At 67.4% G+C, this 21,646-nt stretch carries 20 protein-coding genes; 2 read left to right on the top strand and 18 right to left on the bottom strand.

The window, feature by feature from the left end:
- Positions 1-25: 25 nt before the first annotated feature.
- The 8 genes from ACFO5X_RS13085 to ACFO5X_RS13050 form a co-directional block, all read right to left on the bottom strand.
- Positions 26-187, bottom strand: coding sequence for a hypothetical protein (locus ACFO5X_RS13085; RefSeq protein ID WP_380717921.1), 162 nt, complete (start codon positions 185-187; stop codon positions 26-28).
- A gap of 819 nt (positions 188-1,006) precedes the next feature.
- On the bottom strand, positions 1,007-1,258 hold the full coding sequence (locus ACFO5X_RS13080; RefSeq protein ID WP_380717920.1) for a hypothetical protein: 252 nt from the start codon (positions 1,256-1,258) through the stop codon (positions 1,007-1,009).
- Between the two features lie 176 nt (positions 1,259-1,434).
- On the bottom strand, positions 1,435-2,160 hold the full coding sequence (locus ACFO5X_RS13075) for a YjbF family lipoprotein (protein ID WP_380717919.1): 726 nt from the start codon (positions 2,158-2,160) through the stop codon (positions 1,435-1,437).
- Positions 2,157-4,322 carry a YjbH domain-containing protein gene (locus tag ACFO5X_RS13070; RefSeq protein ID WP_380717918.1) on the bottom strand — a complete coding sequence of 722 codons (2,166 nt, stop codon included), beginning with the start codon at positions 4,320-4,322 and terminating at the stop codon, positions 2,157-2,159. The genes ACFO5X_RS13075 and ACFO5X_RS13070 overlap by 4 nt, the downstream gene beginning before the upstream one ends.
- Before the next feature lie 281 nt (positions 4,323-4,603).
- On the bottom strand, positions 4,604-6,478 hold the full coding sequence (locus ACFO5X_RS13065; RefSeq protein ID WP_380717917.1) for a polysaccharide biosynthesis protein: 1,875 nt from the start codon (positions 6,476-6,478) through the stop codon (positions 4,604-4,606).
- 243 nt (positions 6,479-6,721) lie between these two features.
- The gene (locus ACFO5X_RS13060; protein WP_380717916.1) at positions 6,722-7,333 is read right to left on the bottom strand and encodes a sugar transferase; all 612 of its coding nucleotides are present in this window, start codon (positions 7,331-7,333) and stop codon (positions 6,722-6,724) included.
- Between the two features lie 217 nt (positions 7,334-7,550).
- Positions 7,551-8,144 carry a hypothetical protein gene (locus ACFO5X_RS13055; protein WP_380717915.1) on the bottom strand — a complete coding sequence of 198 codons (594 nt, stop codon included), beginning with the start codon at positions 8,142-8,144 and terminating at the stop codon, positions 7,551-7,553.
- A gap of 58 nt (positions 8,145-8,202) precedes the next feature.
- A complete protein-coding gene (locus ACFO5X_RS13050) occupies positions 8,203-8,994 on the bottom strand; it encodes an NAD-dependent epimerase/dehydratase family protein (RefSeq protein ID WP_380717914.1) in 792 nt (263 codons plus the stop codon).
- A 92-nt stretch (positions 8,995-9,086) separates the two neighbouring features.
- On the opposite strand from ACFO5X_RS13050, the gene ACFO5X_RS13045 reads away from it, so the two are divergent.
- A complete protein-coding gene (locus tag ACFO5X_RS13045; RefSeq protein ID WP_380717913.1) occupies positions 9,087-10,202 on the top strand; it encodes a polysaccharide biosynthesis/export family protein in 1,116 nt (371 codons plus the stop codon).
- Between the two features lie 68 nt (positions 10,203-10,270).
- Here the strand turns inward: ACFO5X_RS13045 and ACFO5X_RS13040 are convergent, their stop codons facing one another.
- The 8 genes from ACFO5X_RS13040 to ACFO5X_RS13005 form a co-directional block, all read right to left on the bottom strand.
- Positions 10,271-10,621, bottom strand: a complete 351-nt coding sequence (locus ACFO5X_RS13040) for a PRC-barrel domain-containing protein (RefSeq protein ID WP_380717912.1) — start codon at positions 10,619-10,621, stop codon at positions 10,271-10,273.
- Positions 10,622-10,706: 85 nt separating this feature from the next.
- Positions 10,707-11,579: a glucose-1-phosphate thymidylyltransferase RfbA gene (gene rfbA, locus ACFO5X_RS13035; RefSeq protein ID WP_380717911.1), complete on the bottom strand. Its 873-nt coding sequence runs from the start codon at positions 11,577-11,579 to the stop codon at positions 10,707-10,709.
- The gene (rfbD, locus tag ACFO5X_RS13030) at positions 11,576-12,442 is read right to left on the bottom strand and encodes a dTDP-4-dehydrorhamnose reductase (RefSeq protein WP_380717910.1); all 867 of its coding nucleotides are present in this window, start codon (positions 12,440-12,442) and stop codon (positions 11,576-11,578) included. The genes rfbA and rfbD overlap by 4 nt, the downstream gene beginning before the upstream one ends.
- Complete coding sequence (rfbB, locus tag ACFO5X_RS13025) at positions 12,439-13,485, bottom strand: dTDP-glucose 4,6-dehydratase (protein WP_380717909.1); 1,047 nt, start codon at positions 13,483-13,485, stop codon at positions 12,439-12,441. Before rfbB ends, rfbD begins: the two co-directional genes overlap by 4 nt.
- Complete coding sequence (rfbC, locus tag ACFO5X_RS13020) at positions 13,482-14,042, bottom strand: dTDP-4-dehydrorhamnose 3,5-epimerase (RefSeq protein ID WP_380717908.1); 561 nt, start codon at positions 14,040-14,042, stop codon at positions 13,482-13,484. The genes rfbB and rfbC overlap by 4 nt, the downstream gene beginning before the upstream one ends.
- 177 nt (positions 14,043-14,219) lie before the next feature.
- A complete protein-coding gene (locus ACFO5X_RS13015) occupies positions 14,220-15,386 on the bottom strand; it encodes a UDP-galactopyranose/dTDP-fucopyranose mutase family protein (RefSeq protein ID WP_380717907.1) in 1,167 nt (388 codons plus the stop codon).
- A gap of 84 nt (positions 15,387-15,470) precedes the next feature.
- The gene (locus ACFO5X_RS13010) at positions 15,471-17,243 is read right to left on the bottom strand and encodes a glycosyltransferase family protein (RefSeq protein WP_380717906.1); all 1,773 of its coding nucleotides are present in this window, start codon (positions 17,241-17,243) and stop codon (positions 15,471-15,473) included.
- 111 nt (positions 17,244-17,354) lie between these two features.
- Positions 17,355-18,455 (bottom strand): hypothetical protein, encoded by a 1,101-nt coding sequence (locus ACFO5X_RS13005; RefSeq protein WP_380717905.1) that lies wholly within the window; start codon positions 18,453-18,455, stop codon positions 17,355-17,357.
- Between the two features lie 153 nt (positions 18,456-18,608).
- Here ACFO5X_RS13005 and ACFO5X_RS13000 point away from each other — a divergent pair, with 153 nt between their 5' ends.
- Positions 18,609-19,715 carry a hypothetical protein gene (locus ACFO5X_RS13000; RefSeq protein ID WP_380717904.1) on the top strand — a complete coding sequence of 369 codons (1,107 nt, stop codon included), beginning with the start codon at positions 18,609-18,611 and terminating at the stop codon, positions 19,713-19,715.
- 7 nt (positions 19,716-19,722) lie between these two features.
- On the opposite strand, the gene ACFO5X_RS12995 is transcribed toward ACFO5X_RS13000, so the two are convergent.
- Both ACFO5X_RS12995 and ACFO5X_RS12990 read right to left on the bottom strand, forming a co-directional pair.
- Positions 19,723-20,376: an ABC transporter ATP-binding protein gene (locus ACFO5X_RS12995; protein ID WP_380717903.1), complete on the bottom strand. Its 654-nt coding sequence runs from the start codon at positions 20,374-20,376 to the stop codon at positions 19,723-19,725.
- A 100-nt stretch (positions 20,377-20,476) separates the two neighbouring features.
- A partial coding sequence (locus tag ACFO5X_RS12990) for a KpsE/RkpR family capsule polysaccharide export protein (protein WP_380717902.1) occupies positions 20,477-21,646 on the bottom strand: 1,170 nt, incomplete at its 5' end.

Raw genomic sequence — 21,646 nt, 5'->3', positions numbered from 1 at the left:
ATGCATCCCAGCTACCACGCTGGATTCACGAGATGAATCCCTCATGCGATTTGTGCAACAGAGCCCGGTAAACATAAACCATGATGAATCCGGACAGCACGAAGAAAAAATCGACTGCGAGATCACCCATCCCTATCAACCAGCCGAAGTCGGCAGCGAAATGGTGTTCGTAGTGATATAGGACCACCCATAACGCGGCCACGCCTCTAAGAGCCGTCAGAGAGCGAACTTCAACTGGCCGAAGTGGATGGGTGTGGACAGTAGTCACCGCGCCGCCACTTCTCTCCGCTGTTGCGGATATTGCGGCAGAATGCAGATTAATCTCTGGTAAATGGGAGCAATCTCCGCCGCCCAACGGTCCTTCAAGCCGGAGATGGCATACGCACCCTGTTGCTTCGCATAAATGTAAACGGTGGCCACGTGTGGGAGGTTGCCGGATGGGCTAATGACTAGCACCGTGTCCCTGTTAGTCAGATAGTACTCCAGCTGTTCAATCAACAGTCTCGAAATTCCGCCAAGTACCTTGCCCAAGTTCGGCAGCAAGTTGGTGAAGCGTATGTAGTAGGAGGTCGAAGATTCTACGAAACCCAACATCGGAGGCACCACAGGACACAGATCTAAATTTGGTTTGACTAGCGTGGCCTGCCTTGTCAACCTTATGCCAAGGTTGTGAGGCTGGCACGCCGCGACTCTTTCCCCCGGCCAAACAATTTCTACAAATCAAGGGAAATTTTTGTCGCTTCTCCTCGCCCTGTCGTGGCCACTCTCATCGTGTCGAAGTTAGCGTTACGATTAGTGCTACCATGCCGGATCCGCCGGCATGATTTTACGCACAACCCGTCTAGGTATCTGCATGGAGACGCGTGGATCGGCTTACCGCTACGTGCGGATGTCAGCGCGCTCTGCGGTAACCCCACTAAGGCGCGTCAGAGTCCAACGCCAACCGGCGTACATGCGAAAACAGGCCCGTAGGCCTGCATTCAGTTTCCGGCGCCAGAGGCGGAGATCAGTTGGTGGTGGTCGTCGAGGTGGTGGTGCTGTCGTCGTTGCCGATGGCAATGCCGAGAACGAGCACACCTGCGATGATGCCGGCCGTGGTGGTCGCCGTCAGGCCGCCCGCCAGCGGGTTGCCGCCTCCCTGCGCGGGGGGCTGCGGGTTCGATCCGGCCTGTGCTGTCGCCGTCGGTGCATTCTGTGCGAAGGCAGCCGTTCCCAGCGCCATGCTTGCAGCGACCAGCGCAACAATGGTCTTTTTCATGCGTAATTCCCTTCCGCTCTAAGTTGATTGAAAACCTAGCGCAGTTCGGGACCGCTTTCAATCTGGCGCTGTGCGGTTGGCGCAATTTGCATCATTTTTCCGCCGCCTGTGGTCATTGTGCCGGCATCCCCTCCGCGTCCGCCCGGATCCGGCCCGATCCCTGCCACCTTTCTGCCTTATTCGGTCAGGCGGCGCAGGCTCACGTATCCGATCTCGGGACCCGCCCATTGCCGCGACTTGCGCATCAGCCGGTGGCGCGAATCGATCCAGTAGTCGTTGACCACCCGCCCCGCCCCCACAGCTTGTCCCCCGATCGTCACGCCTTCGGTCGTGCAGCTTTCGCGCAGGTGACGGGTGGCAAAGCTCAGTTCGACGATGGTGACGGTCTCCGGGCCCAGATCCTCCAGATCGCAGGCCAGGCCCAGCCGGATCACCTGCAGGTCGCCGCTGCGCAGATGCATCCCCCGCTCGCCGCCCGTGGCCGGGCCGGGCCGGTCGCCCGCCACCTGCACCTCGGCCGAGACCAGATCGCCCCCCAGGCCGCGGGTGGCGATCAGCACCCCGTTGCGGAAGGTCAGAGAGACATTGTCCTGGGTGCGCCACTGCTCGATCCGGCCCGGGGCGGCATCGCTCCTCTGCAGGGCCAGCGACAGATAGCCGGTGATGTCCTGCCGCTCGATCCGGGCCTCGATATAGGCGCCCTCGACCGTGTTCAGCACCGCCCGGGTCAGCGGCGGTTTCGCAACCTCGGCCCGGCGCGCCGCGCGCGCGGCGATCGCCGCCTTGCCGGCGCTGAACATCTGCGGGAACAGCGGCGCGGTGTCGGTGCCGCTGCTGCAGCCGGCCAGCAGCGCCAGCGCCAGCACCAGGGGACGGGCGATGCGGCTTCGGGGCATGTTCATTCCCAGACCCTTCCCCAGTCGGCGTCCAGCGCCCGGGCGTGGTTTTCGCGGATCTGACCGTAGAGGCGGCCCGGCACATGGAGGCGCTGGCCGCCGTCGCGCTGGATCGGCCGGATCGACAGCCCGACCGACTGCTGCGTCGGCTTGCCGAGGAACCAGTTGACCGGGATCGAGAAGCGCACCCCCTTGTCGAAGCTGCCCTCGCCGAAATCGGCGGCCGAGACATTGGTCAGGGTGAACCAGCCGCCCACCGACCAGCCGTTGGCGAAGGTGCGGTCGACGCTCAGCGTGCCCCCGGTGTCGCCGGCCAGATAGCGCCCGACGCTGGCCTGGGCGACATAGCCGCGCCCCATCTCCAGATAGGCGGTGGCATGGCCGGTCGCGACCGAATAATCCAGGAAACCGAAGCCCGTGTCGTAATCGCGCTGGCGCACGTAATTGCCCTCGATCCCCAGCGCCAGCCGGCTGTCGACCGGCTTCCACAGCAGTTCCGCCGAGACCCCGCCGAACATCTGCTCCAGCAGGCCGGCGGTCACCCGGGCGTAGAGGTTGGTGCCCGGCCGCCACTGGTAGGATCCATAGAGGTTCAGCAGCGCGGTATCGGACTGGGCATAGAGCACCTGATCGGTGCGCACATGCGGCAGCACCGAATTGGACGCCCGCCCGCCGGCGACGTTGCCGGCGAGCCGGTGGCGCAGCGTGCCGGCGAGGGTCCAGCCCGGCGCCGGCTGCCAGCTGGCGATGGCCTCGATGCCGACATCCATCCGCACCGGCTGATCCGGGTCGAAATAGGCCGGCTCGAAGAAGGGCCCGACCGACCAGTTGAAGCGCGGATAAAGATCGCCCGGCAGCGCCTCGGGGGGCAGCGGCGGCGCCTCGCCGATGCCGGTCACCGCGCGCAGCGCCGCGGTGCTCATGGGGTCGAACTCCAGCGCCTCGAGATCCGAGCGGCGCAGCACGATCGCCGACAGCGCCATGCCCCCCGAGACCGGGATCAGGCGGAAGGTCTCGACCGAGGGCGGCAGCTGCGCCGCCAGCACCCGTGCCGCCCGCCCCGCCGCGATGGCGCCGGAGTTGTAGCGTTCGTTGCGATAGCGCAGCTCGGCGGTGTCGCCGGTCAGGGTCAGATATTCCAGCTTCAGCCCCTCGGCGGCCAGCGCCGGGGCAATACGGTCGCGCACCGTGCGCCGCGATTCGACGTTGCCGGCCCAGGCCGGGGACCAGGCCTCGGGGTTTGCCCGCTGCGGCTGGCGCAGCGTCACCGGCTGCGGCGCGGGCGTCGACAGGCGGCTCACCGGATGGGCCGGGTTCAGCTGGATCTGCGCGGTGACGCCCAGCTCGGATCCATAGAGGTAATAGGCACCGATCCGCGTGCGCGGGGTCGCCTGATATTCGGCGCCGAAGTTGAAATTCGACTTCTTCTGGAACACCGAGGTGGTCTGCGTCTCGGTCACATAGGCATCCGAGGAATATTCGACCTTCAGCCCCCAGCGGTCGTTGGGCTGCCATTCGATGCCGCCAAAGGGGGCGACCGGGCCGCGGAACCACTGGTCGGTGGCCAGCTTGCCGCCGGTCGAGCCGGGCACGAAGGTCGGGCGGGTGGCCCCGAAGGGGGTGCCGATGCTGCCCTGGCTGCCCAGCCGTCCCCAGCCGAGGCCGGCGGTCAGCTTGAGCCGGCCGGGCAGGCTGCCCGGGCTCAGGCCCGGGGTGGCGAAGGTCTTGGTCGCCACGACGTATTCGCCGGCATAGATGCCGGTGCCGATGAAATCCTGCAGCCCGACCGTGATCGCCGGCCAGAACCGGCTTTCCTGCTTCAGGCGGAAACGCAGGTCGAAGCCGCGGTCGTAATAGGTCTGGAAGCCGCCGAGGTTCCAGTTGCGGATGCCGTTGTAGCGGAAGCTGCCCGACAGCCAGGGCAGCGCCTGAAAGCTGGCGGTCATCCGGGTCTGCCCGGCGAACCAGGAGGTGGCGAAGGTGAACTGCCCGTCCGGCATCATCTCTCCGGTCGGCATGTCGATCAGGCCGGGCGAGCCGTAGAAGTTCAGCGTCGGCGGCGGCAGCGGGCGGAACGAGGGCTCGTCCCGCTCCTGCGCCAGGGCCGGCGCGGCCAGCAGCAGCGCCAGCGCGCCCGTGGCGAACCCCCTGCGGATCCTGTCGTTCATACCCGGCACATCCGCCCTCCAAAACCTCTCCTGCTTAGAGCATGAAGCCGGGGCGCGATCAACGAAGTGGTGCGCCGGCGGGCGCGGGTGTGCCTGGGCTGCCGCGCCCCGCCGCGCCGGGCGCCGGTCCTCCCCGTGGCAGGGAGGGATCTGCGACAGGACCCGGGGACCGCCCCGCCCCGGACTCCGCCGCCCCGGCACACCCTGTCCCGGAAGGTCACTCCCGATAAATCTCGTAAAATCAATATCTTGACCTCCCGTCCCAGCTGGGACGCCCCGGATCAGGAGGTTTTCCGCCCCGCGCCGCCCTCGGAAAAGCCCTCGACCCAGCGGTGCACCAGGGCGCGGGCGGCGTCCTCGTCGCTGGCCGCCAGCGCCTGCCGCAGCCCGCGCAGCACCGAGGCCACCTCGATCTCGGAGAGATAGCATTCGCGGGTGCAGAAGATCTTCTGATAGCGCGTGCCGATCAGATCGCCCGACAGCGTCAGCTCCTCCTCGATCTTCTCGCCGGGGCGCAGGCCAATGATCTCGATCTCGATGTCGCCGTCCGGATTCTCGGCGTCGCGCACCGTATAGCCGGCACTCTCGATCACCTGCCGCGCCAGCCGCATGATCGGCACCGGCTTGCCCATGTCGAGCACGAAGACCTCGCCGCCCCGCGCCTCGGCCCCGGCCTTCAGCACCAGCTGCACCGCCTCGCGGATCGTCATGAAGAAGCGCCGCACGTTCGGATCGGTCACGGTGACCGGCCCGCCGCGGCTGATCTGGTCCTGGAACAGCGGCACCACCGACCCCGACGAGCCGAGCACATTGCCGAAGCGCACCATGGTGAAGACCGTGGCGGGGTGGCGGGTGGCGAGATCCTGCACCACCAGTTCGGCCAGCCGCTTGGAGGCGCCCATCACATTGGCCGGGCGCACCGCCTTGTCGGAAGAGACCAGGATGAAGCGCTCGACCCCGGCGACCGCCGCCTCGGCCGCCAGCGTCTGGGTGCCGAAGACATTGTTGGCGAGACCCGGCAGCGGATTCGCCTCGACCAGCGGCACATGCTTGTAGGCGGCGGCATGCAGCACCACCTGCACGCGGTGATCGGCCAGCACCTTGCGCACCTGCCGCGGATCGGTGACCGATCCCAGCACCGGCACGATCTCGATCCGGGTCCCCTCGACCAGTTGCCCCAGCTCCTGGTGCACGGTGTAAAGCGCCAGCTCGCTCAGCTCGTAGAGTACGATCCTGGTCGGCCGGCACGACAGTACCTGGCGGCAGAGTTCCGAGCCGATCGAGCCGCCGGCGCCCGAAACCAGCACCACGCGGCCCTCGTAGCTGTTCACCGCGTCGCCCAGGGTGACATCCGCCGATTTCCGTCCGAGGAAATTCGCCGGCGCCACCGGCGTCAGCTTGTCGATCAGCGCCTCTTCCCCGATCAGCTGCGCGAAGGAGGGCAGCGCCTGCACCTCGAGCCGCATCTTCTGCAGCCGTCGCGCGATCTGCGCCTGCTTGGGCTGGGAGAGCGACGGCATCGCCAGCAGCACCCGGTTGATGTTGCGCGCGCGCACGATCTCGGCGATGCGCGCCGGGGGAAAGACCGGCAGGCCCAGCAGCGTCATCCCCTGCAGCGAGGTATTGTCGTCGACAAAGGCGACGGGATCGATGCTGTCATGCGCCTTCAGCGCCTGGGCCAGCTGGGTGCCGGTGGTGCCGGCGCCATAGATCAGCACCCGCCGGCGCGGCTGGGCGCGACGGTAGATCGCGGTCACCACCTGGAACAGCACCGCGCGCACGGCGACCAGGAGGAGGAAATAGAAGATGCCGAACATCACATGGGTGCCCAGCGGCAGCTCCATCCCGGTGAAGCCCGACAGCGCCGCCGAGACCGCCACCAGCACCAGCGCGTAGATCGCGGTCAGCCCGATGGCATGCCGCTCGTAGGCGTTGAGCTGGATCGAGGGCAGCCCGAGCCAGAGCGTCAGGGCGGCCGCCACCGCCAGCAGATAGGGCAGCACCGGCAAGGTAGCGCGCAGCGCCTCGCCCGCCGGCATCGGCAGCGCCTGGACGACATAGGAGAGGAAGAGCGCGGCCGGAATGAGCAGCAGGTCGAGGGCCAGGAAGACATAGGCCTTCTGCCGCCGGGTCATCGAACTGAGCAGGTTGAACATAAAAGCCGCCGCCCCCAAACGACAGACAACAGGGCTCGCCATCGTAAAAAGAATAAGCGTCCCCGCGGGTCGGGCGCCCGGGGTCCGTCCGGACAGTCTATAGGAGGCCCGGCGAGGCGATCAACCGCAGGACTCTGCAATTGTAGGTTTTTTGCCTCTTACGGCGGCGATTTGCGGAAATTCCGCCCCCCGGATGGGCGGGAACCCGCCCGGCAGGGGAAAACCCGCCCCCGCGGCCCGGGATCAGCCGCGGCGGAACAGGTTGCCGATGGTCTGGAACACCAGATCGAAATCGTAGCAGAGGCTGCGGTTGTCGCGATAGATCAGGTCAAGCCGGGCCTTGGCCGGCACGCAGAGCCGGGAATAGAGCGCGTCGGTCTCCTCGGACGTCGAACAGCGGGCCAGCAGCGCCGCCTCGTGGCGGTGATAGACGATCGAGGCGAGCCCGGTGACGCCGGGGCGGCATTGCAGCACCTCGGCATATATCTCCGGGTGGCGCTCGACATACTGGCGCAGCGGGGGGCGCGGGCCGACGAAGGAGAGATCGCCCTTCAGGATGTTCCAGAGCTGCGGGAATTCGTCCAGCCGCTTGCGCCGCAGCCAGGCCCCGGCGGGGGTGATCCGCGCCGCCTTGTCGCCGCCCGAGACGCCGCTGTCGGTGGCGGTCACCGTCATGGTCCTCAGCTTCCACAGGTGGAACGGGCGGTCCACGCCCTTCATCCGTTCGGCGACATAGAACAGCGGCCGGCCCTGGCGGATCCAGAGCCAGATCAGCAGGGCGATCATCACCGGGCCCAGCAGCAGGATCAGCAGCAGGGCGAAGGCAAGATCGAGGGCGCGTTTCTGCGGTGTCATGCGCCCGTCTCAAGCAGAGCGTCGGGGCGCTGGCAAGGGGCGGAACGCGGCACCAGAACCGATGTCCCAGCTAGGACGGGGGGTCAAGTCTTTGACCCCATTCATGATACCGCTAACACCACCCTGGGACGCGCCCTCGTCCCCGCGCGCTATTCCGCCGCGGCGCGGCAGGCATAGGCCAGGCTCGGCATCCCGTGCGGGCAGGTCTCGCACCCCTTCAACACCCGGCGCGAGGTGGCCACCTCGCGCAGCCGCCGCTTGCCCGGCGCGTTGTAGATCTCGGAGAGCGAATGGCGCGAGATGTCCATCGCCCCGGCCTGGCCCTCGCCGTCGATGCAGCAGAAGGCCGATCGCCGTCCGAGAGGATGTGCAGGCTGAACCACTGGCTGCAGCCGGCGTCGGGAGCCGCGCCCTCGACCACCGAGATGGCCGTGCCGATCCAGTCGAAACGGGCGCTGCTGGAGGCGGGAAAGGCGGGAAATTCTCGGGCGCACCAGTCGAGGAAATCCTGGTCGTGCCTGTCCGAGGGGTCGAGCAGGGGTTCGTTGACCCGGCTGAGGTTCAGCCGCGCCGGCGGCCGCGCAAAGCCTGCCACCGCGTCGATCAGCGCGAGGACCCGGTAGCGGTCAAGCCGGGTGCCCTGCCGCTCGAGGTCGGGATAGGGGCAGAAGGTGCAGGCGGCATTGCTTTTGGCATAGGTCTCGATCGAGACGATCATCGGAGAGTCGAGCCACTTGTCGCCCTCGCGCAGGTTGGCATAGAGCCGCTGCTGCGCCGTCTCGCCCTCGGCATAAAAGGTTGCCCTGTCCATTCTGTCCTGTCCTGACCTCTGGCCGGATGAGTCAAGGGCACGAAAGCGGGAATGCCAATCAGCCCGCGCGGCGCCATTCGGCGACCAGCCCTGCGGGTGTGGCGGGCACCAGCGGCAGCCGCAGCGCCAGCTGCGCGAGGTCGAGCGCCACCTCCGGAATGGCCCCGGGCGGCGCCGGGCGCGGGCACCAGGCCAGGCCCGCGGCCTCGAGCAGCGCACCCATCTCCACCGGCCCGGGCTGGGCGAGGTTCAGCGCCGCGGGCAGTCCGTCCATCGCGCAGAGCCGGTCCAGCTGATCGGCCAGCGTCGCCATGCCGATATACGAGCGGCGCGGCGTCGTGCCGTCGGCGAAGCGGTCGAGCATGAAGCCGGGGCGCCAGCCGCCAAGCGCGGCGTCGAGCCCGGCGATATTGCCGATCCGCAGCGCGGTGACCGCAACGCCGAGGTCGCGCGCCAGGGCCGCCGCCGCCTGCTCCATCTCGACCTTGGCGCGGCCATAGCCGGATTCAGGCTCTAACGCCGCCGATTCTGCCAGGAGCCCCGCCCGCGCGCCATAGACCGCGGCGGAGGAGGCCAGCAGCACCCGCGCCCCCGCCTGCGCGCCTGCCCGCAGCGCCATCAGCGCCAGGCGGCGGTTGTCGGCCAGATCGCCGCCCCGGGCGGCCGCGGCCGGGGTCACCCCGGCCAGGCAGAGGATGACGGAACAGCCCCGGGCCGCCGCCGCCAGCGCCGCCGGGGCGGCAAAGACCGCCCGGTCTTCCCAGCGCGCCCGCCCCTCGGGCCAGCGCCTGCGCAAAAGCGTGCCGATCCGCCCCGTGGCCCCCAACACCAAAACGCTTGGCTTTTCCATGACCGCTCTTGTAGCTGTTGACCACCTTCCTCCTGCCAGTAGACTCCGGCGGGAAAATTGCAACGCCCCAGACCGCAGGACCCCTTCGCCCCATGCGCCTTCCGATGATCCTGATCGCCCTCCTGGGGCTGGTGCCCGCCGCCTGCGGCCATCTTCCCGGCGGCGCCCCGGTGACCAGGGACGTGATTCGCGAAGCCGGCGCGCCGGTGCCCGATCTCGCCGTCTATCCGGTGACCCGCGCCTTTCTGCCGACGGTGGCGCAGTGGCCCGTCACCGGCCAGCACGAACGGCTGGGCTGGATCGGTGCCAGCGCCGGCGCCCGCCACCAGCTGATCCAGCCCGGCGACCGGCTGAACATCCGCATCTGGGACAGTTCCGACAATTCGCTGCTGACCTCGCCCGAGCAGAAGGACATCCAGCTGGCCGACATGCAGGTCGCGGCCAATGGTACCGTCTATTTGCCCTATGTGGGCAAGATCACCGTGCGCGGCATGACCCCCGATCTCGCCCGCGAGGAGGTGCAGCGCGCGATGGAGGCGATCATCCCCTCGGCCCAGGTGCAGCTGAGCATGACCGAGGGACGCTACAATTCGGTCGACCTGGTCGGTGGCGTGGCCGCGCCGGGCAGCTATCCGATGCCCGACCGCAACTATTCTGTGCTGAGCCTGATCGCCGCCGGCGGCGGCGTGCGCACCGATCTCAACAACCCGCAGATCCGCCTGATGCGGGGCAATGCGATCTATGGCACCTCGGTCGAGGCGCTGCTGGACCGCCCCGCGCTCGACACCCGGCTAACCGGCGGCGACCGGGTCTTCGTCGAGGAGGACACCCGCATCTTCCTGTCCTTCGGCGCCGCCGGACAGGAGGCCCAGCACCGCTTTACCCGCGATCATGTCTCGGCGATGGATGCGATCTCGATCATGGGCGGCCTGCAGGACAGCAAGGCCGATCCCAAGGGTCTGCTGATCCTGCGCGAATATCCCCCCGAGGCGGTCAGCGCCGGGGTGCGCGGGCCGCGCCAGTCGCGGGTGGTCTTCACGGTGGATCTGACCACCGCCGACGGGCTGTTCTCGGCCCGCAAGTTCGAGATCAACGCCGGCGATCTGCTGGTCGCCACGGAAAGTCCGATCAAGAACGCGCTGACCATCTCGAACATCGTCGGCAATATCTTCGGCGTGTTCAGCCGCGGCGCCAATCTGGTGAACTGACGCGATGGAGACGACTACGCCCGGACCCGCGGGGGATCCGGGCGTGGCCAGTCCTGATCAGAGGCTGATCAGATCCAGTACATCGGCACGCCGTAGTGCTCGTGCGTGCGCCGTTCCCAGTCGCGGTCGGCATACCAGCCGTCCTGCCGTGCGGGGGCGCCCTGCACCTGGGCCTCGGTCAGGTCGGTGACAAAGCCGCCCTGGGCCGGCTCGTAGGTCAGCTTGTTCCACGGGATCGGGTGGTGCTCCTCGCCGATCCCCAGGAAGCCGCCGAAGCCCATGACGGCATAGGCGACCTTCCCGGACTGCTTGTCGATCATCAGGTGGTCGATCGCGCCGATATGGGTCCCGTCCCGGCCATAGACATCGGTTCCGTTGACGTCGTCGGACGAGACGAGCGCATGTGCTGTGGTGGTCATCTGTGCTACCTCCTTGGTATGGAGGAAGAACGGATGAGCCGGGGGCCGGGTTCCTTGGCGGCGGCGCAGGCCGGCGGGCTCCGGCCTATTCCCGCAGCAGCCCGAGCAGATAGGTCCCATAGCTGTTCTTGGCGAACATCGCCGCCCGGGCGCGCAGCGCCTCGGCATCGATCCAGCCCTTCTGGAAGGCGATCTCTTCCGGGCAGCCCGCCTGCAGCCCCTGCCGCTCTTCCAGCGTGCGCACGAAGTTGCCGGCGTCGAGCAGGCTGGCATGGGTCCCGGTGTCGAGCCAGGCATAGCCGCGGCCCATGGTCTCGACCTGCAACGCGCCTTCGGCCAGGTACAGACCCAGAAGCGAGGTGATCTCCAGTTCGCCCCGCGCCGAGGGCGTGACGGCGCGCGCCCGTTCCGGCGCGCTGCCGTCCAGGAAGTAGAGCCCGGTCACCGCATAGTTCGAGGGCGGCACCGGCGGCTTCTCGATGATCTCGCTGACCGCACCGGTCTCGTCGAAGGCGACCACGCCATAGCGTTCGGGATCGGCGACGTGATAGCCGAAGACGGTCCCCCCGCTTTCCTGCGCATCGGCCCGCGCCATCAGCTCGGGCAGCCCGTGGCCGAAGAAGATATTGTCGCCCAGCACCATCGCGCTGGGGGCGCCGTTCAGGAAGTCCTCGGCGAGGATATAGGCCTGCGCGAGACCGTCGGGCGAGGGTTGCACCACATAGGTCAGCGAGATGCCCCACTGGCTGCCGTCGCCCAGCGTGCGCCTGAACTGGTCTTGGTCCTGCGGCGTGGTGATCATGCAGATCTCGCGGATCCCGGCCAGCATCAGCACCGAGAGCGGGTAGTAGATCATCGGCTTGTCGTAGATCGGCAGCAGCTGCTTGGACAGCCCCATGGTGATCGGATAGAGCCGGGTGCCCGATCCGCCTGCCAGAATGATGCCCTTGCGTGTCATGCTGCCCCCAGCTCCTTGAGTATCGCCGTCAGGCTGACCCGCCAATCGGGTCTTTTTACGCCGAAAACCGCCTCGAAAGCGGAACAATCAAGGCGGGAATTGGCCGGGCGGCGCGCCGGGGTCGGATAGTCGGCGGTCGTGATATCCTCGACTCGGCAGGGGAGGTTGGCCTGCGCGAAGATCTCGCGCGCAAAATCCGCCCAGCTCACATCCGGCGTGCCGGCGAAATGGTGAATCCCCGAGGGCGCGCCTTTTTGCAGACCCTGTACCGCTGCCAGACAGGCTGCCGCGAGATCCGCCGCCGGGGTCGGTCCCCCGACCTGGTCGGCGACCACCCGCAGGACCTCGCGCTCGGCGCCCAGGCGCAGCATGGTCTTGACGAAATTGGCCCCATGCGCCGAGACAACCCAGGAGGTGCGCAGGATCACATGCGGTCCCGCGGCGGCGGCCACCGCCTGTTCGCCCTTCAGCTTCGTGCGGCCATAGGCGCCCAGCGGCGCGGTCGGGTCCTGCGGGGTCCGGGGCGCTGTGCCCGAGCCGTCAAAGACGTAATCGGTCGAGACATATACCAGCGGAATGCCCTTTTCGGCACAGGCCCGCGCGATGGCCCCCGACGTCGTGGCGTTGACGGTCTCTGCCAGCGCCTCCTCGCTCTCGGCCTTGTCGACGCCCGTGTGGGCGGCGGCGATGATCACCGCGTCCGCCTCGCCCACCTGCGCCACGCAGCTGGCGGGATCGGTGAAATCGGCCTGCGCACGCCCGAGAAAGCGGGCCTCCGGCAAATCGCTTGTTTTCCGCGCCTCCGGCGCGAGCCGCGCCAGTTCGCGGGCCAGTTGCCCGGTTTCCCCGAAGACGAGTATCATGCCTTTACGCCCAGCCGTTCGCCCACCCCGGCGCGCGATTGCAGCGCCCGCCACCACACCTCGTTGGCGAGATACCAGTCCACCGTCTTCTCCAGCCCCTGCTCCAGCGTGACCGAGGGCCGCCAGCCGAGTTCGGCGCGGATGCGCGCGGGGTCGATGGCATAGCGCGCGTCGTGGCCGGGGCGGTCAGTGACGAAGGTGATCTGGTCGGCGTAAGAGCCTGTTTTCGGCTTCTTAGTGTCGAGAATTGCGCAGATCGCCCGCACCAGGTCGATGTTTCGCGCCTCGTTCTCGCCGCCGATGTTGTACGAGCGCCCCACCTGCCCGCGCTGCACCACCGTCAGCAGCGCATCGGCGTGATCCTCGACATACAGCCAGTCGCGCACGTTCTCGCCCGCCCCGTAGATCGGGATCGGCTTGCCCGCCAGCGCGTTCAGGATCACCACGGGAATCAGCTTTTCGGGGAAGTGGAAGGGCCCGTAGTTGTTCGAACAGTTGGTTAGCACCACCGGCAGGCCATAGGTCTCGTGCCAGGCGCGCACCAGATGGTCCGACGCCGCCTTGCTGGCCGAATAGGGCGAGCGCGGGTCATAGGGCGTGTCCTCGGTGAACTTCACCGCCGGATCGGTGGGCAGCGAGCCGAAGACCTCGTCGGTCGAGATATGGTGGAAGCGGAAGGCCCCGGGTTTGCCCTGCCCCACCCAGAAGGCGCGGGCGGCTTCCAGCAGCGTATAGGTGCCGGTCACATTGGTCTCGATGAAGGCGCCGGGCCCGTCGATCGAACGGTCGACATGGCTCTCGGCGGCCAGATGCATCACCGCGTCGGGGGCGTGTTCGGCAAAGACGCGGTCGAGCGCCGCCCGGTCGCGGATATCGGCCTGCACGAAGGCATAGGCGGGGTTGTCCGCCACCGAGGCCACGTTGTCGAGACAGGCGGCATAGGTCAGCGCGTCGAGGTTCACCACCTGGTGGCCCGCGGCGATGGCATGGCGGACCACCGCCGAACCGATGAACCCGGCGCCGCCGGTGACGAGAAGCTTCATCGCGCGCCCTCCCAGGTGAAGGGGCTGTCGAAGGCGTCGAGCGTCACGGCGCCGGCGTCCTTCGCCGAAAGCACCGGATCGCCGGTCAGTTCCCAGTCGATGCCGCAGCTTGACCAGAGCACCGCGCCGTCGCAGTCGGGCGCGTAGTAATCGCTGCATTTGTAAAGAATTTCGCTGTCCATCTCACGCGTTGCGAATCCGTGCAGGAAACCGGCCGGGATCAGCAATTGTTTCCCGTTCTCGGGCGACAGCTCCAGCCCGGTCCACTGGCCATAGGTCGGCGATCCGCGCCGGATATCCACCGCCACGTCGAAAATCCGCCCCCGTCCGCAGCGTACCAGCTTGGCCTGCGCATGCGGCGGCGCCTGGAAATGCAGGCCGCGCACCGTGTTCACGGCGGCGGAAACCGAGTGGTTGTCCTGCACGAAATCGAGGTCTATCCCCTTGTCCGCAAGGGTTTTCCGGTTCCAGCTTTCGCTGAAGAAGCCCCGCACATCGCCAAACCGCGGCGGCGTTAGGATCAGCACGCCCGGCAGGGCCGTTTCTTCGATCTGCATCATCACCCTCGTCAAACCGCCCCACCCTTAGCAAGCGGGCGCGCGCCTGTCACCGTCGCCCGGGGCGCGCGGAGCCCTTGTCGCTCGGACCGATGGCGCAACACCCGCCCGGCCTATTTCCGGCAAGAGGAAAAGCAGGCGGCCTCTTTTCCATGCGCGCATCTTCCCGGCAGCGGCTCAGAGCGGTGCCTGGTAGAAGGCGCGCGGGGTCCGGGCCGCGCCCAGGTCGGCGGCAAAGGCGCGGGCGGTGTCGAGCGCCTCGCGGATGCTCACGTCCATGTCGAGATAGCGATAGGTGCCAAGCCGGCCGACAAAGGTGACGCCCGGGGTCGTCTCGGCGCGGGCCACATAGTCGGACAGCAGCGCCTTCTCCTTGACCTGGCGGATCGGATAATAGGGGATGTCGCCCGGCTCTGCCGCGCGCGAGAACTCGCGGTAGCAGACCGAGCCCTCGTGGCTTTCCCAGGGCGCGAAATGCTTGTGTTCGGTGATCCGCGTGTAGGGCACGTCGACCTCGCCGTAGTTCATCACCGCACAGCCCTGGTAGTCGCCCTGATAGGTGAAACGCTCGAAATCCAGCGTGCGGTAGCCGAGGCGGCCCAGCTCGTAGTCGAACCAGCCATCCAGCGGGCCGGAATAGAAGACATGGTCGTAGTCACCGGCCTGGCTGCGGTCGAAAACAGTCTCTAATGTGACCGAAATCCGGGGATGATCGAGGATGCTTTCGATCATCGCGGTATAGCCCTGTTCAGGCATGCCCTGAAAGCGGTGGAAGAAATAGTTGTCGTCGTAGTTGAAGCGCACCGGCAGGCGCTTGAGGATCGAGGCGGGCAGTTCCGAGGGGTGGCAGCCCCATTGCTTCATCGTGTAGCCCTTGAAGAAGGCCTCGTAGAGGTCGCGCCCGACAAAGCGCAGCGCCTGTTCCTCGAAGGTCTGCGGGTCAGCGATCGAGGTATCGGCCTGTTCGGTGGTGATGAAGGCATGGGCCTCTTCCGGGCGCAGGGTGCGCCGGAAGAACTGGTTGATGGTGTGCAGGTTGACCGGCAGCGAGAAGACACCGAGCGCGCCTTCCGGATCGCGCGAGGTGGTCTTCACCCGGTTCTTGTAGGGCAGGAAGGTGGCATGGGCGTTGACATAGTCCCAGACCTCGGCGTCGTCCGTGTGGAAGATATGCGGCCCGTAGACATGCACCAGGACGCCGGTCTCGGGGTCGCGCTCGGTGTGGCAGTTGCCGCCGATATGGGTGCGCGCATCGACCACCGCGATGTCATGCCCCGCCTCGGCCAGATGCCGCCCGATCACCGCGCCGGACAGACCCGCGCCCACCATCAGAAAGCTTGCCATTGGTCGTCTCCCTTGCCCCGTTCGGGCGGACCCTTATCCGCCAGGACCGCTTCGCTCAATCCGGTTTTGCCCGCCGCGCCCGGTTCAGCCCAGCTTCTTCTCCCAATAGGCGCGGGTGGTCTGGGCGTCGTAGCCGCTGCGATAGGCCGCCCGGAGCGCCGCGAACTCGCGCCGGAAGCGCAGCAGCGTCTTCAGCATCTTCCAGCAGAGGCGGAAGAAGGCGCGTTTCGACTGGGTCACCGTATAGCCCTTGTCGCTGGTGGCATTCAGATAGGTGATCTCCGCCGCGCCGAAGGCCGGATAGACGATGCCGCGGTCGGCCATCGTCAGCACGATGCGGTCCCAGAAGCAGCGCGAGAAGGGCACCAGATGGCCGTTCAGCGTGACAATCCCCAGCCGGGTGCGCCAGGGGCGCGAGATCCGGGTCAGGCGGCGGCGCTGCGCCAGCTGGCCGGGCTCCAGATCGCCCCAGGTCTCGGTCTGCATCATCTCCCTGATGGTCGCCCGACGCGCCGCCATGTCGATGTTCTCGTCAAAGAACGCCGGGCCCCGCATCACGTCCTCCCAGGCCAGCAGCTGGGCCGCCGCGCTCTCATAGTGAAAGCGCAGCATCGAGCGCATCATGAAGCGGAGCGCGATCTTGCCGGTCCCGAGCGGGCCGCGCGCCAGCCGGTCGCAGACCAGATGGTGGATCAGATGGTTGCGCAGGTCGAGATACAGGGTCTGTGCGTTCTCTTTCTCGGCAAAATCGTCCTGGAAGGACACCACGCCGTTCAGCGTGGTGATCTCGAAATCGTTCATCAGCGAAAACGAGATGTCGTCGCCGCGCACGAAGAAGGGAAAGGGATGATGGCGCACCTCGGCGATGGCGAAGGCGAAGAACCACCAGCCGCCATAGAGCGTGGCGGGCCGGCTCAGCGCCGAGGCGTGCTCCATCTTGAAGACCGCCTCGCGGCTCCTGAGATCGGTGCCGCAGAACTGCGGATGGCACGAGCCGTCGAACCAGGCGCCATTCTCCCACATCGCCCATTTGTGGGTGTTGTTGATCATCGCCCCCGCGACCGCCGCCCGCGGCGCGCGCGCCAGGGCGAGAAAGACATAGGCCCGCGCGATGTTCTCCATGTGGAAGGAGGCGTCGTCGTCCATGAACAGGCAATGGGTGAACCCCGCCTTTTCCGCCTCGAGCAGGCCGCGCGCAAAGCCGCCGGCGCCGCCGTAATTGGGGTTCACGAAGGGCGTCACCCGGGGGCTGGCCGCGATGCCGGCGCTGGCACCGTTGTCGACCACCTGCACATGCACCCTGTCGCCGAATGCGAAGGTCCCGAGGAAGGTCTCGAGCCGGGCCACCGTCTCGCGCACCTGCTGCTCGCGCTTGAAGGTGGTGATCGAGACCGCCAGCCGCGGCAGCGCGCCGGGAACCGAGCCGGTGCAGAACCGCCCGCCCGTGATCCGGGCGCCCCCCGCGTCCAGCGCCTTGATCTCCACGTAGATCAGACCCTGTGTCGCGCGTCCGGGGTAATGCGACAGGTCGGCGACATGGGGCGTGCCGGCCACCAGCGTCACCGGCTCGCAATGGAGGATTTCCCAGGACTGTTCGGGGATGACCTGGATCACCTGTATTTCGACGCGGCCCTCGCCGCGGATCTCGGCGAACAGCCCGTCCAACACGCAGGCGCGGTGCCATTTGGTGAGGTTGAAGAGGTTGAAATAGCTGTCGAACAGCAGCTTCGCCCCGGCCTTGAGCCAGATCTCGCCGGAGCTCTGGGAAAGGGCGAAATCGCCGGTGGCGTGGAAATACAGCGGGTGTTCGGTGCAGATGACCGGATCGGGCATCAGGAAGTTTTGCAAAGTGATCATGCTAGGTCTTTGGTCCAATCGGGGCCGGCCCCCGGAAGGGCCCGCCATGTCCGGCGATCCGGTCGAAATGCCCTGCAGGCGCGCGGGGCGGCGCGCGCCCGGCCTTCCGTTTCAGATCGCATGCTCCTTTCGCAGGCGCAAGATATAGTCGCCCAGCTCGGGGCGCGGCAACGCCTCGGACGGGATACGTGCCAGAAGATCGCGCACCGCCTCGGCCTCGGGCACCGGCAGTGTCCTGGTCAGGCGGTCGATATCGGCAAAGAACGGACGGCCGAGCAGCCCCGAGAGATAGTCGTGGATCGGCGCGAAGCGCTCGGCCAGGCGGGCGCGCAGCTCGGCCCCGAACATCTCGACATCGCCGTTGGCCACCGGCTTCAGCGCCGCGCCCTGGGTCAGCAGATAGTGCGACAGCGCCTGGGCCGCCTCGCGCGGCAGATCGTGATTGCCCCGGCGCACGATCTCCATCGCCGCCCGCGGCAGGCTCGAGTTGGCATGGCCCGCGGGGACCAGCCCCTCGGGCGCCGGCACCGAGATCTGGGCCATGAAATCCTCGGTCGACCCCCCGGCGGCGAGGATCTCGCCATAGGGGCGCAGGATCAGCCGGGCCTGGGGCAGCTGCTGCAGCCAGGGCTCGACCACGGTGCGGAAGTTGAAGTGGATGTTGTCGGCATAGGCCTCGGCGCCGCCATCGGAGAGCGCCGCGACCTGCTCGCCCACTTTCAGCCGCTGGCCGTGCCAGGACACCAGATAGTCGTCGGGACGGCGCAGGGCGCAGTAGATCTCGATTTCGGCCTCGGGGAACTGGCCGGCCAGGGTGGCGATCAGCTCCGGGCGGACCTGCCCGAAATTGGCGAAGGCCTCCGAGCAGAGGATCACCGCCTCGGGCTGGATCAGGCGGACCTGGTTCTGCAGCGCCAGCATCATCTGGGGGCTGCTCGGCAGGCGCTTGAACTGCGGCGGCACCTTGCGGTCGCTGACCTCGGCCATCATCTTGTAGGCCAGCGCGGAATGCGGTTCGCGGACGTTGACCTCCTGCTCGACGCCCTGGCCCGGCCGCCCCAGCGCGCGCGCCAGATTGGCGGCGAAACCGCGGGTCTCGATCGCCGGATAGAGGATGCCGTGGCGCGCCAGCCGGCGCCAGTTCAGCGCCAGGAAGGTCTGCAGCGCGGTAGAGCCGACCTTGTGATGACCGATATAGAAAATGACCTTCATGCGCTCTGCCCGGAACCTCGTTTTGGCATTGTCTAGAACAAGATCCGGGGCAAGGAAAGCCGGGGCCCCGGCACGGGCCCGGCACGGGCGCCGCGCTTGACAGGGCGGCCCGCTCACGGTCTTAACGGGGTCCGGTGCGACAAGGAGACAGGCATGGTCCAGGAGATCGTCTTTCATCTCGGCGACTGCAAGACAGGCACCACCTCGGTGCAGTCGGTGCTGGCGCAGGGCGCCTGGGAAACCGACGCGGGGGTGGGGGCCGACATCGTCTATCCGGCGCGCTTCAACCATATCCCGCTGGCCAAGACGCTCTCGGTGCCGGCCGAGGCCGACTTCGAGGCCGAGCGCTTCGCCCGGGTGCGCGCGGCCTTCGACGACAGCGACGCGGCGCATGGGGTGATCTCGGCCGAACATTTCGAATTCGTCGATCCCGAACGGGTCGCCCGCGCGATCGAGCGCCACCTGCCGGGCTACCGCGACCGCATCCGCCTGGTCGCCTATGTGCGCCCCCATGCCGACCGGCTGGTCTCGACCTATGCCGAGCGCACCAAGAAAGGCCTGTTCATGAAGCCGCTGGCGGCGATGCACGACAAGCTGGTCGAGGACCGCCTGCTGTTCTACACGCCGCGCTTCCAGAAGTGGCGGGCGCTGTTCGGCGAGGCCTTTACCCTGCGCCCCTTTGTCAGGGACAGGCTCTACAAAGGCGATGTCGTGCAGGATTTCTTCGCCTGGATGCGCCAGGGCGCGGAATTCGCGATCACCCGGCCGACCGAACAGAATGAAAGCCTCTCGGTCGAGGACATCGCGATGATGCGCGCCCTGCATGCCGCCATCCGCCACCAGGGCGGACCCGGGCTGCGCCAAGCCCAGCAGGCGCTGGGATGGTATATGGCCGATTTCCTGGGCGCCACCCCGCGGCAGGCCGGCACCCGGCCGCGCCTGCACCGCGCCCTGGCCGAGCGGGTGGTCGCCACCTATGCCGAGGACGCCGCCGCGCTGGACGCCGCCTTTTTCGAGGGCAGCCCGATGGCCACGGCGCTGGCCGCCGCGCCCGACAAGGCGGTGGACCGGCCCCAGTCCTTCGAGGCGGAAGACCACTTCGGCCCCGACGATCTGCGCCTCTTCGGCATCTGGGCGCAGCTTCTGACCCGGCTGATGGAGGCCGACCCCGAGCAGTTCATGTGGGCGGTGCGCAGCCCCGACCAGCGCGGCCCCCGCCCTCCCGCGACCAGGGGGCCGAGAGGCCGGGCCGCCGGCTAGGATCCGCTCAGGCCATCATCGCCTCATGCAGCGCGATCGCCTCCTCGAGATCGTCGAAATACTGCATCCGCCCGTTTTCCAGCACGATGCCGGCGTCGCAGAAGGCCCGGATCTGGTTCATCGAGTGGTTCACCATGATCGCGCCGGAATGTTTCATCCGGTCGGCAAAGACCGCCCGGCTCTTGCGGCGGAACACCGCGTCGCCCACCGCCGTCACCTCGTCGACCAGATAGGTGTCGAACCGGATGCCCATCGAGGCGCCGAAGGCCAGCCGCGAGCGCATGCCGCTCGAATAGCTGCGCACCGGCATGTGGAAGAACTTGCCGAGTTCGGAGAAATCCTCGACGAAGGCCATCAGCGCGTCGGTGTCCACGCCATAGATGCGGGCGATGAAGCGGACGTTCTGCGCGCCCGTCAGGTCACGGTGGAACGAACCGCCGAACCCCACCGGCCAGGAGAGCGTCCCGTCGCTGACCACCCGCCCCGAATCTGGGCGCATGGTGCCGGCAATCATCTGCAACAGGGTCGATTTTCCCGCCCCGTTGCGCCCCAGCAGCGCCAGCGACCGCCCGGTCGGCAGGGTCAGGTTCAGGTTGTCGATCACCACCCGCCGCTCGCCGCGCACCATGAAGCTCTTGGTCAGGTTCTCGAAACGGATCACCTACGGCGCCCCCCTGCGGGGGTGCCGGGGGCCGGCAGGATATTGCGCAGCACTGCCCGAGAGGCTCACCCACGCGATCTGGGCGCTACCGTCCACCGTCTCAGCTCCGGTCGCGGATCGAATAGTAGATCAGCGCCAGAATCGACCAGGTCAGCAGCAGGAACAGCCCGATCAGCCCCCCGAGGATCCAGCGCTGGGGATATTCCGAGGATTCAGCGCGGGTCGGCTTGATGTAAGTGGCAAGATAGCGGCTCTGGCGCATCGCGTCGTCGCGGGCCACCTCCAGCGCGGTCAGCGCCGCGCGATAGGTCTCTTCGGCATAGTCCAGGTCGACGCTCAGGCTCTCGAACTCGGCGATCAGCGAGGGGTAGTCCTCGCCGATGCCCCCGGTGTCAGTGCTGTCCGAGGTGAAGCCGGCCCGCTCGATCGCGATGCGCTCGCGGATCACGTCGATCAGCTGCAGCGCCTTGATCACCCTCGGGTCGGAGGCCGGCGCGGTGCCGCGCAGCAGGTCATAGTCGACCAGCGCCGCGGCCAGCTGCTGCTGCAGGTTGTTGAGCACGCCCATCCGGCCCTGGATGTCCGAGGCCGGATCGACGATGCGGGTGCGGGTACGGAAGTTGGTCAGCGCCTCGCGCGCGCCCTTGAGGCGGGTCAGCGACTCTTCCAGATCCTCGCGGGCATAGCGCATGGCATCCTCGCGGGCCTGCTCGTTCAGCGCGTTGATGCGGTCCTGGCTCTGGCGCACGATGGCGGTGGTGATCGCCTGGGCGGTCTCGGGGTCGAAGGCCACCGCCGAGACCTCGGTCAGGCCGGTGCTGGAATCATAGGAAATCCCGATGATCCGGTTCCAGAACCAGTCGAGATCCTCCTGGGAGGCGTCGGGCCAGATGCCGAAGACCCAGTCGGTGGGCCAGACCTGGGAATAGTGTCTGCGCAGGTCGATTTCGGCATCCACCGCCGCCACCATCTCGTGGCTCTGGATGAAGTTGTACAGGATGTCGCTGTCCGAGGCGGTGCTGCCGCCGGTGAACTGCAGCAGCCCGCCGACCAGTTCGGAGGCGCCGTTGCTTTCCTGGCTGCGCACGGTGAATCCGGTGACCGAGAGATACTGGTCGGTGGCCACCTCGGCGAGATACCAGAGCGTCGCGGCGAAGGGGGCGAGGACGAAGAGCACAAAGCTCAGGATCAGCCCCCAGTGCCGCTGCCGCAGCCGCGCGGGGCGCGCGATCGGCTGCACCTGCACCACCTGTGCCGGCGCGGCGGCGGC

It is taken from the genome of Seohaeicola nanhaiensis (genome assembly GCF_042654245.1).
Lineage (GTDB): Bacteria > Pseudomonadota > Alphaproteobacteria > Rhodobacterales > Rhodobacteraceae > Seohaeicola_A > Seohaeicola_A nanhaiensis.
The sequence above is the reverse complement of the archived record's forward strand: the minus strand, read 5'-3'. Positions and strand labels throughout refer to the sequence as shown.

Excerpts from the sequence above, each read along its gene's own strand:
- ACFO5X_RS13080 (WP_380717920.1), bottom strand. The coding sequence starts at position 1,258 with ATGAAAAAGACCATTGTTGCGCTGGTCGCTGCAAGCATGGCGCTGGGA.
- ACFO5X_RS13075 (WP_380717919.1), bottom strand. The coding sequence starts at position 2,160 with ATGAACATGCCCCGAAGCCGCATCGCCCGTCCCCTGGTGCTGGCGCTG.
- ACFO5X_RS13070 (WP_380717918.1), bottom strand. The coding sequence starts at position 4,322 with ATGAACGACAGGATCCGCAGGGGGTTCGCCACGGGCGCGCTGGCGCTG.
- ACFO5X_RS13065 (WP_380717917.1), bottom strand. The coding sequence starts at position 6,478 with ATGTTCAACCTGCTCAGTTCGATGACCCGGCGGCAGAAGGCCTATGTC.
- ACFO5X_RS13060 (WP_380717916.1), bottom strand. The coding sequence starts at position 7,333 with ATGACACCGCAGAAACGCGCCCTCGATCTTGCCTTCGCCCTGCTGCTG.
- ACFO5X_RS13055 (WP_380717915.1), bottom strand. The coding sequence starts at position 8,144 with ATGGACAGGGCAACCTTTTATGCCGAGGGCGAGACGGCGCAGCAGCGG.
- ACFO5X_RS13050 (WP_380717914.1), bottom strand. The coding sequence starts at position 8,994 with ATGGAAAAGCCAAGCGTTTTGGTGTTGGGGGCCACGGGGCGGATCGGC.
- ACFO5X_RS13045 (WP_380717913.1), top strand. The coding sequence starts at position 9,087 with ATGCGCCTTCCGATGATCCTGATCGCCCTCCTGGGGCTGGTGCCCGCC.
- ACFO5X_RS13040 (WP_380717912.1), bottom strand. The coding sequence starts at position 10,621 with ATGACCACCACAGCACATGCGCTCGTCTCGTCCGACGACGTCAACGGA.
- rfbA (WP_380717911.1), bottom strand. The coding sequence starts at position 11,579 with ATGACACGCAAGGGCATCATTCTGGCAGGCGGATCGGGCACCCGGCTC.
- rfbD (WP_380717910.1), bottom strand. The coding sequence starts at position 12,442 with ATGATACTCGTCTTCGGGGAAACCGGGCAACTGGCCCGCGAACTGGCG.
- rfbB (WP_380717909.1), bottom strand. The coding sequence starts at position 13,485 with ATGAAGCTTCTCGTCACCGGCGGCGCCGGGTTCATCGGTTCGGCGGTG.
- rfbC (WP_380717908.1), bottom strand. The coding sequence starts at position 14,042 with ATGCAGATCGAAGAAACGGCCCTGCCGGGCGTGCTGATCCTAACGCCG.
- ACFO5X_RS13015 (WP_380717907.1), bottom strand. The coding sequence starts at position 15,386 with ATGGCAAGCTTTCTGATGGTGGGCGCGGGTCTGTCCGGCGCGGTGATC.
- ACFO5X_RS13010 (WP_380717906.1), bottom strand. The coding sequence starts at position 17,243 with ATGATCACTTTGCAAAACTTCCTGATGCCCGATCCGGTCATCTGCACC.
- ACFO5X_RS13005 (WP_380717905.1), bottom strand. The coding sequence starts at position 18,455 with ATGAAGGTCATTTTCTATATCGGTCATCACAAGGTCGGCTCTACCGCG.
- ACFO5X_RS13000 (WP_380717904.1), top strand. The coding sequence starts at position 18,609 with ATGGTCCAGGAGATCGTCTTTCATCTCGGCGACTGCAAGACAGGCACC.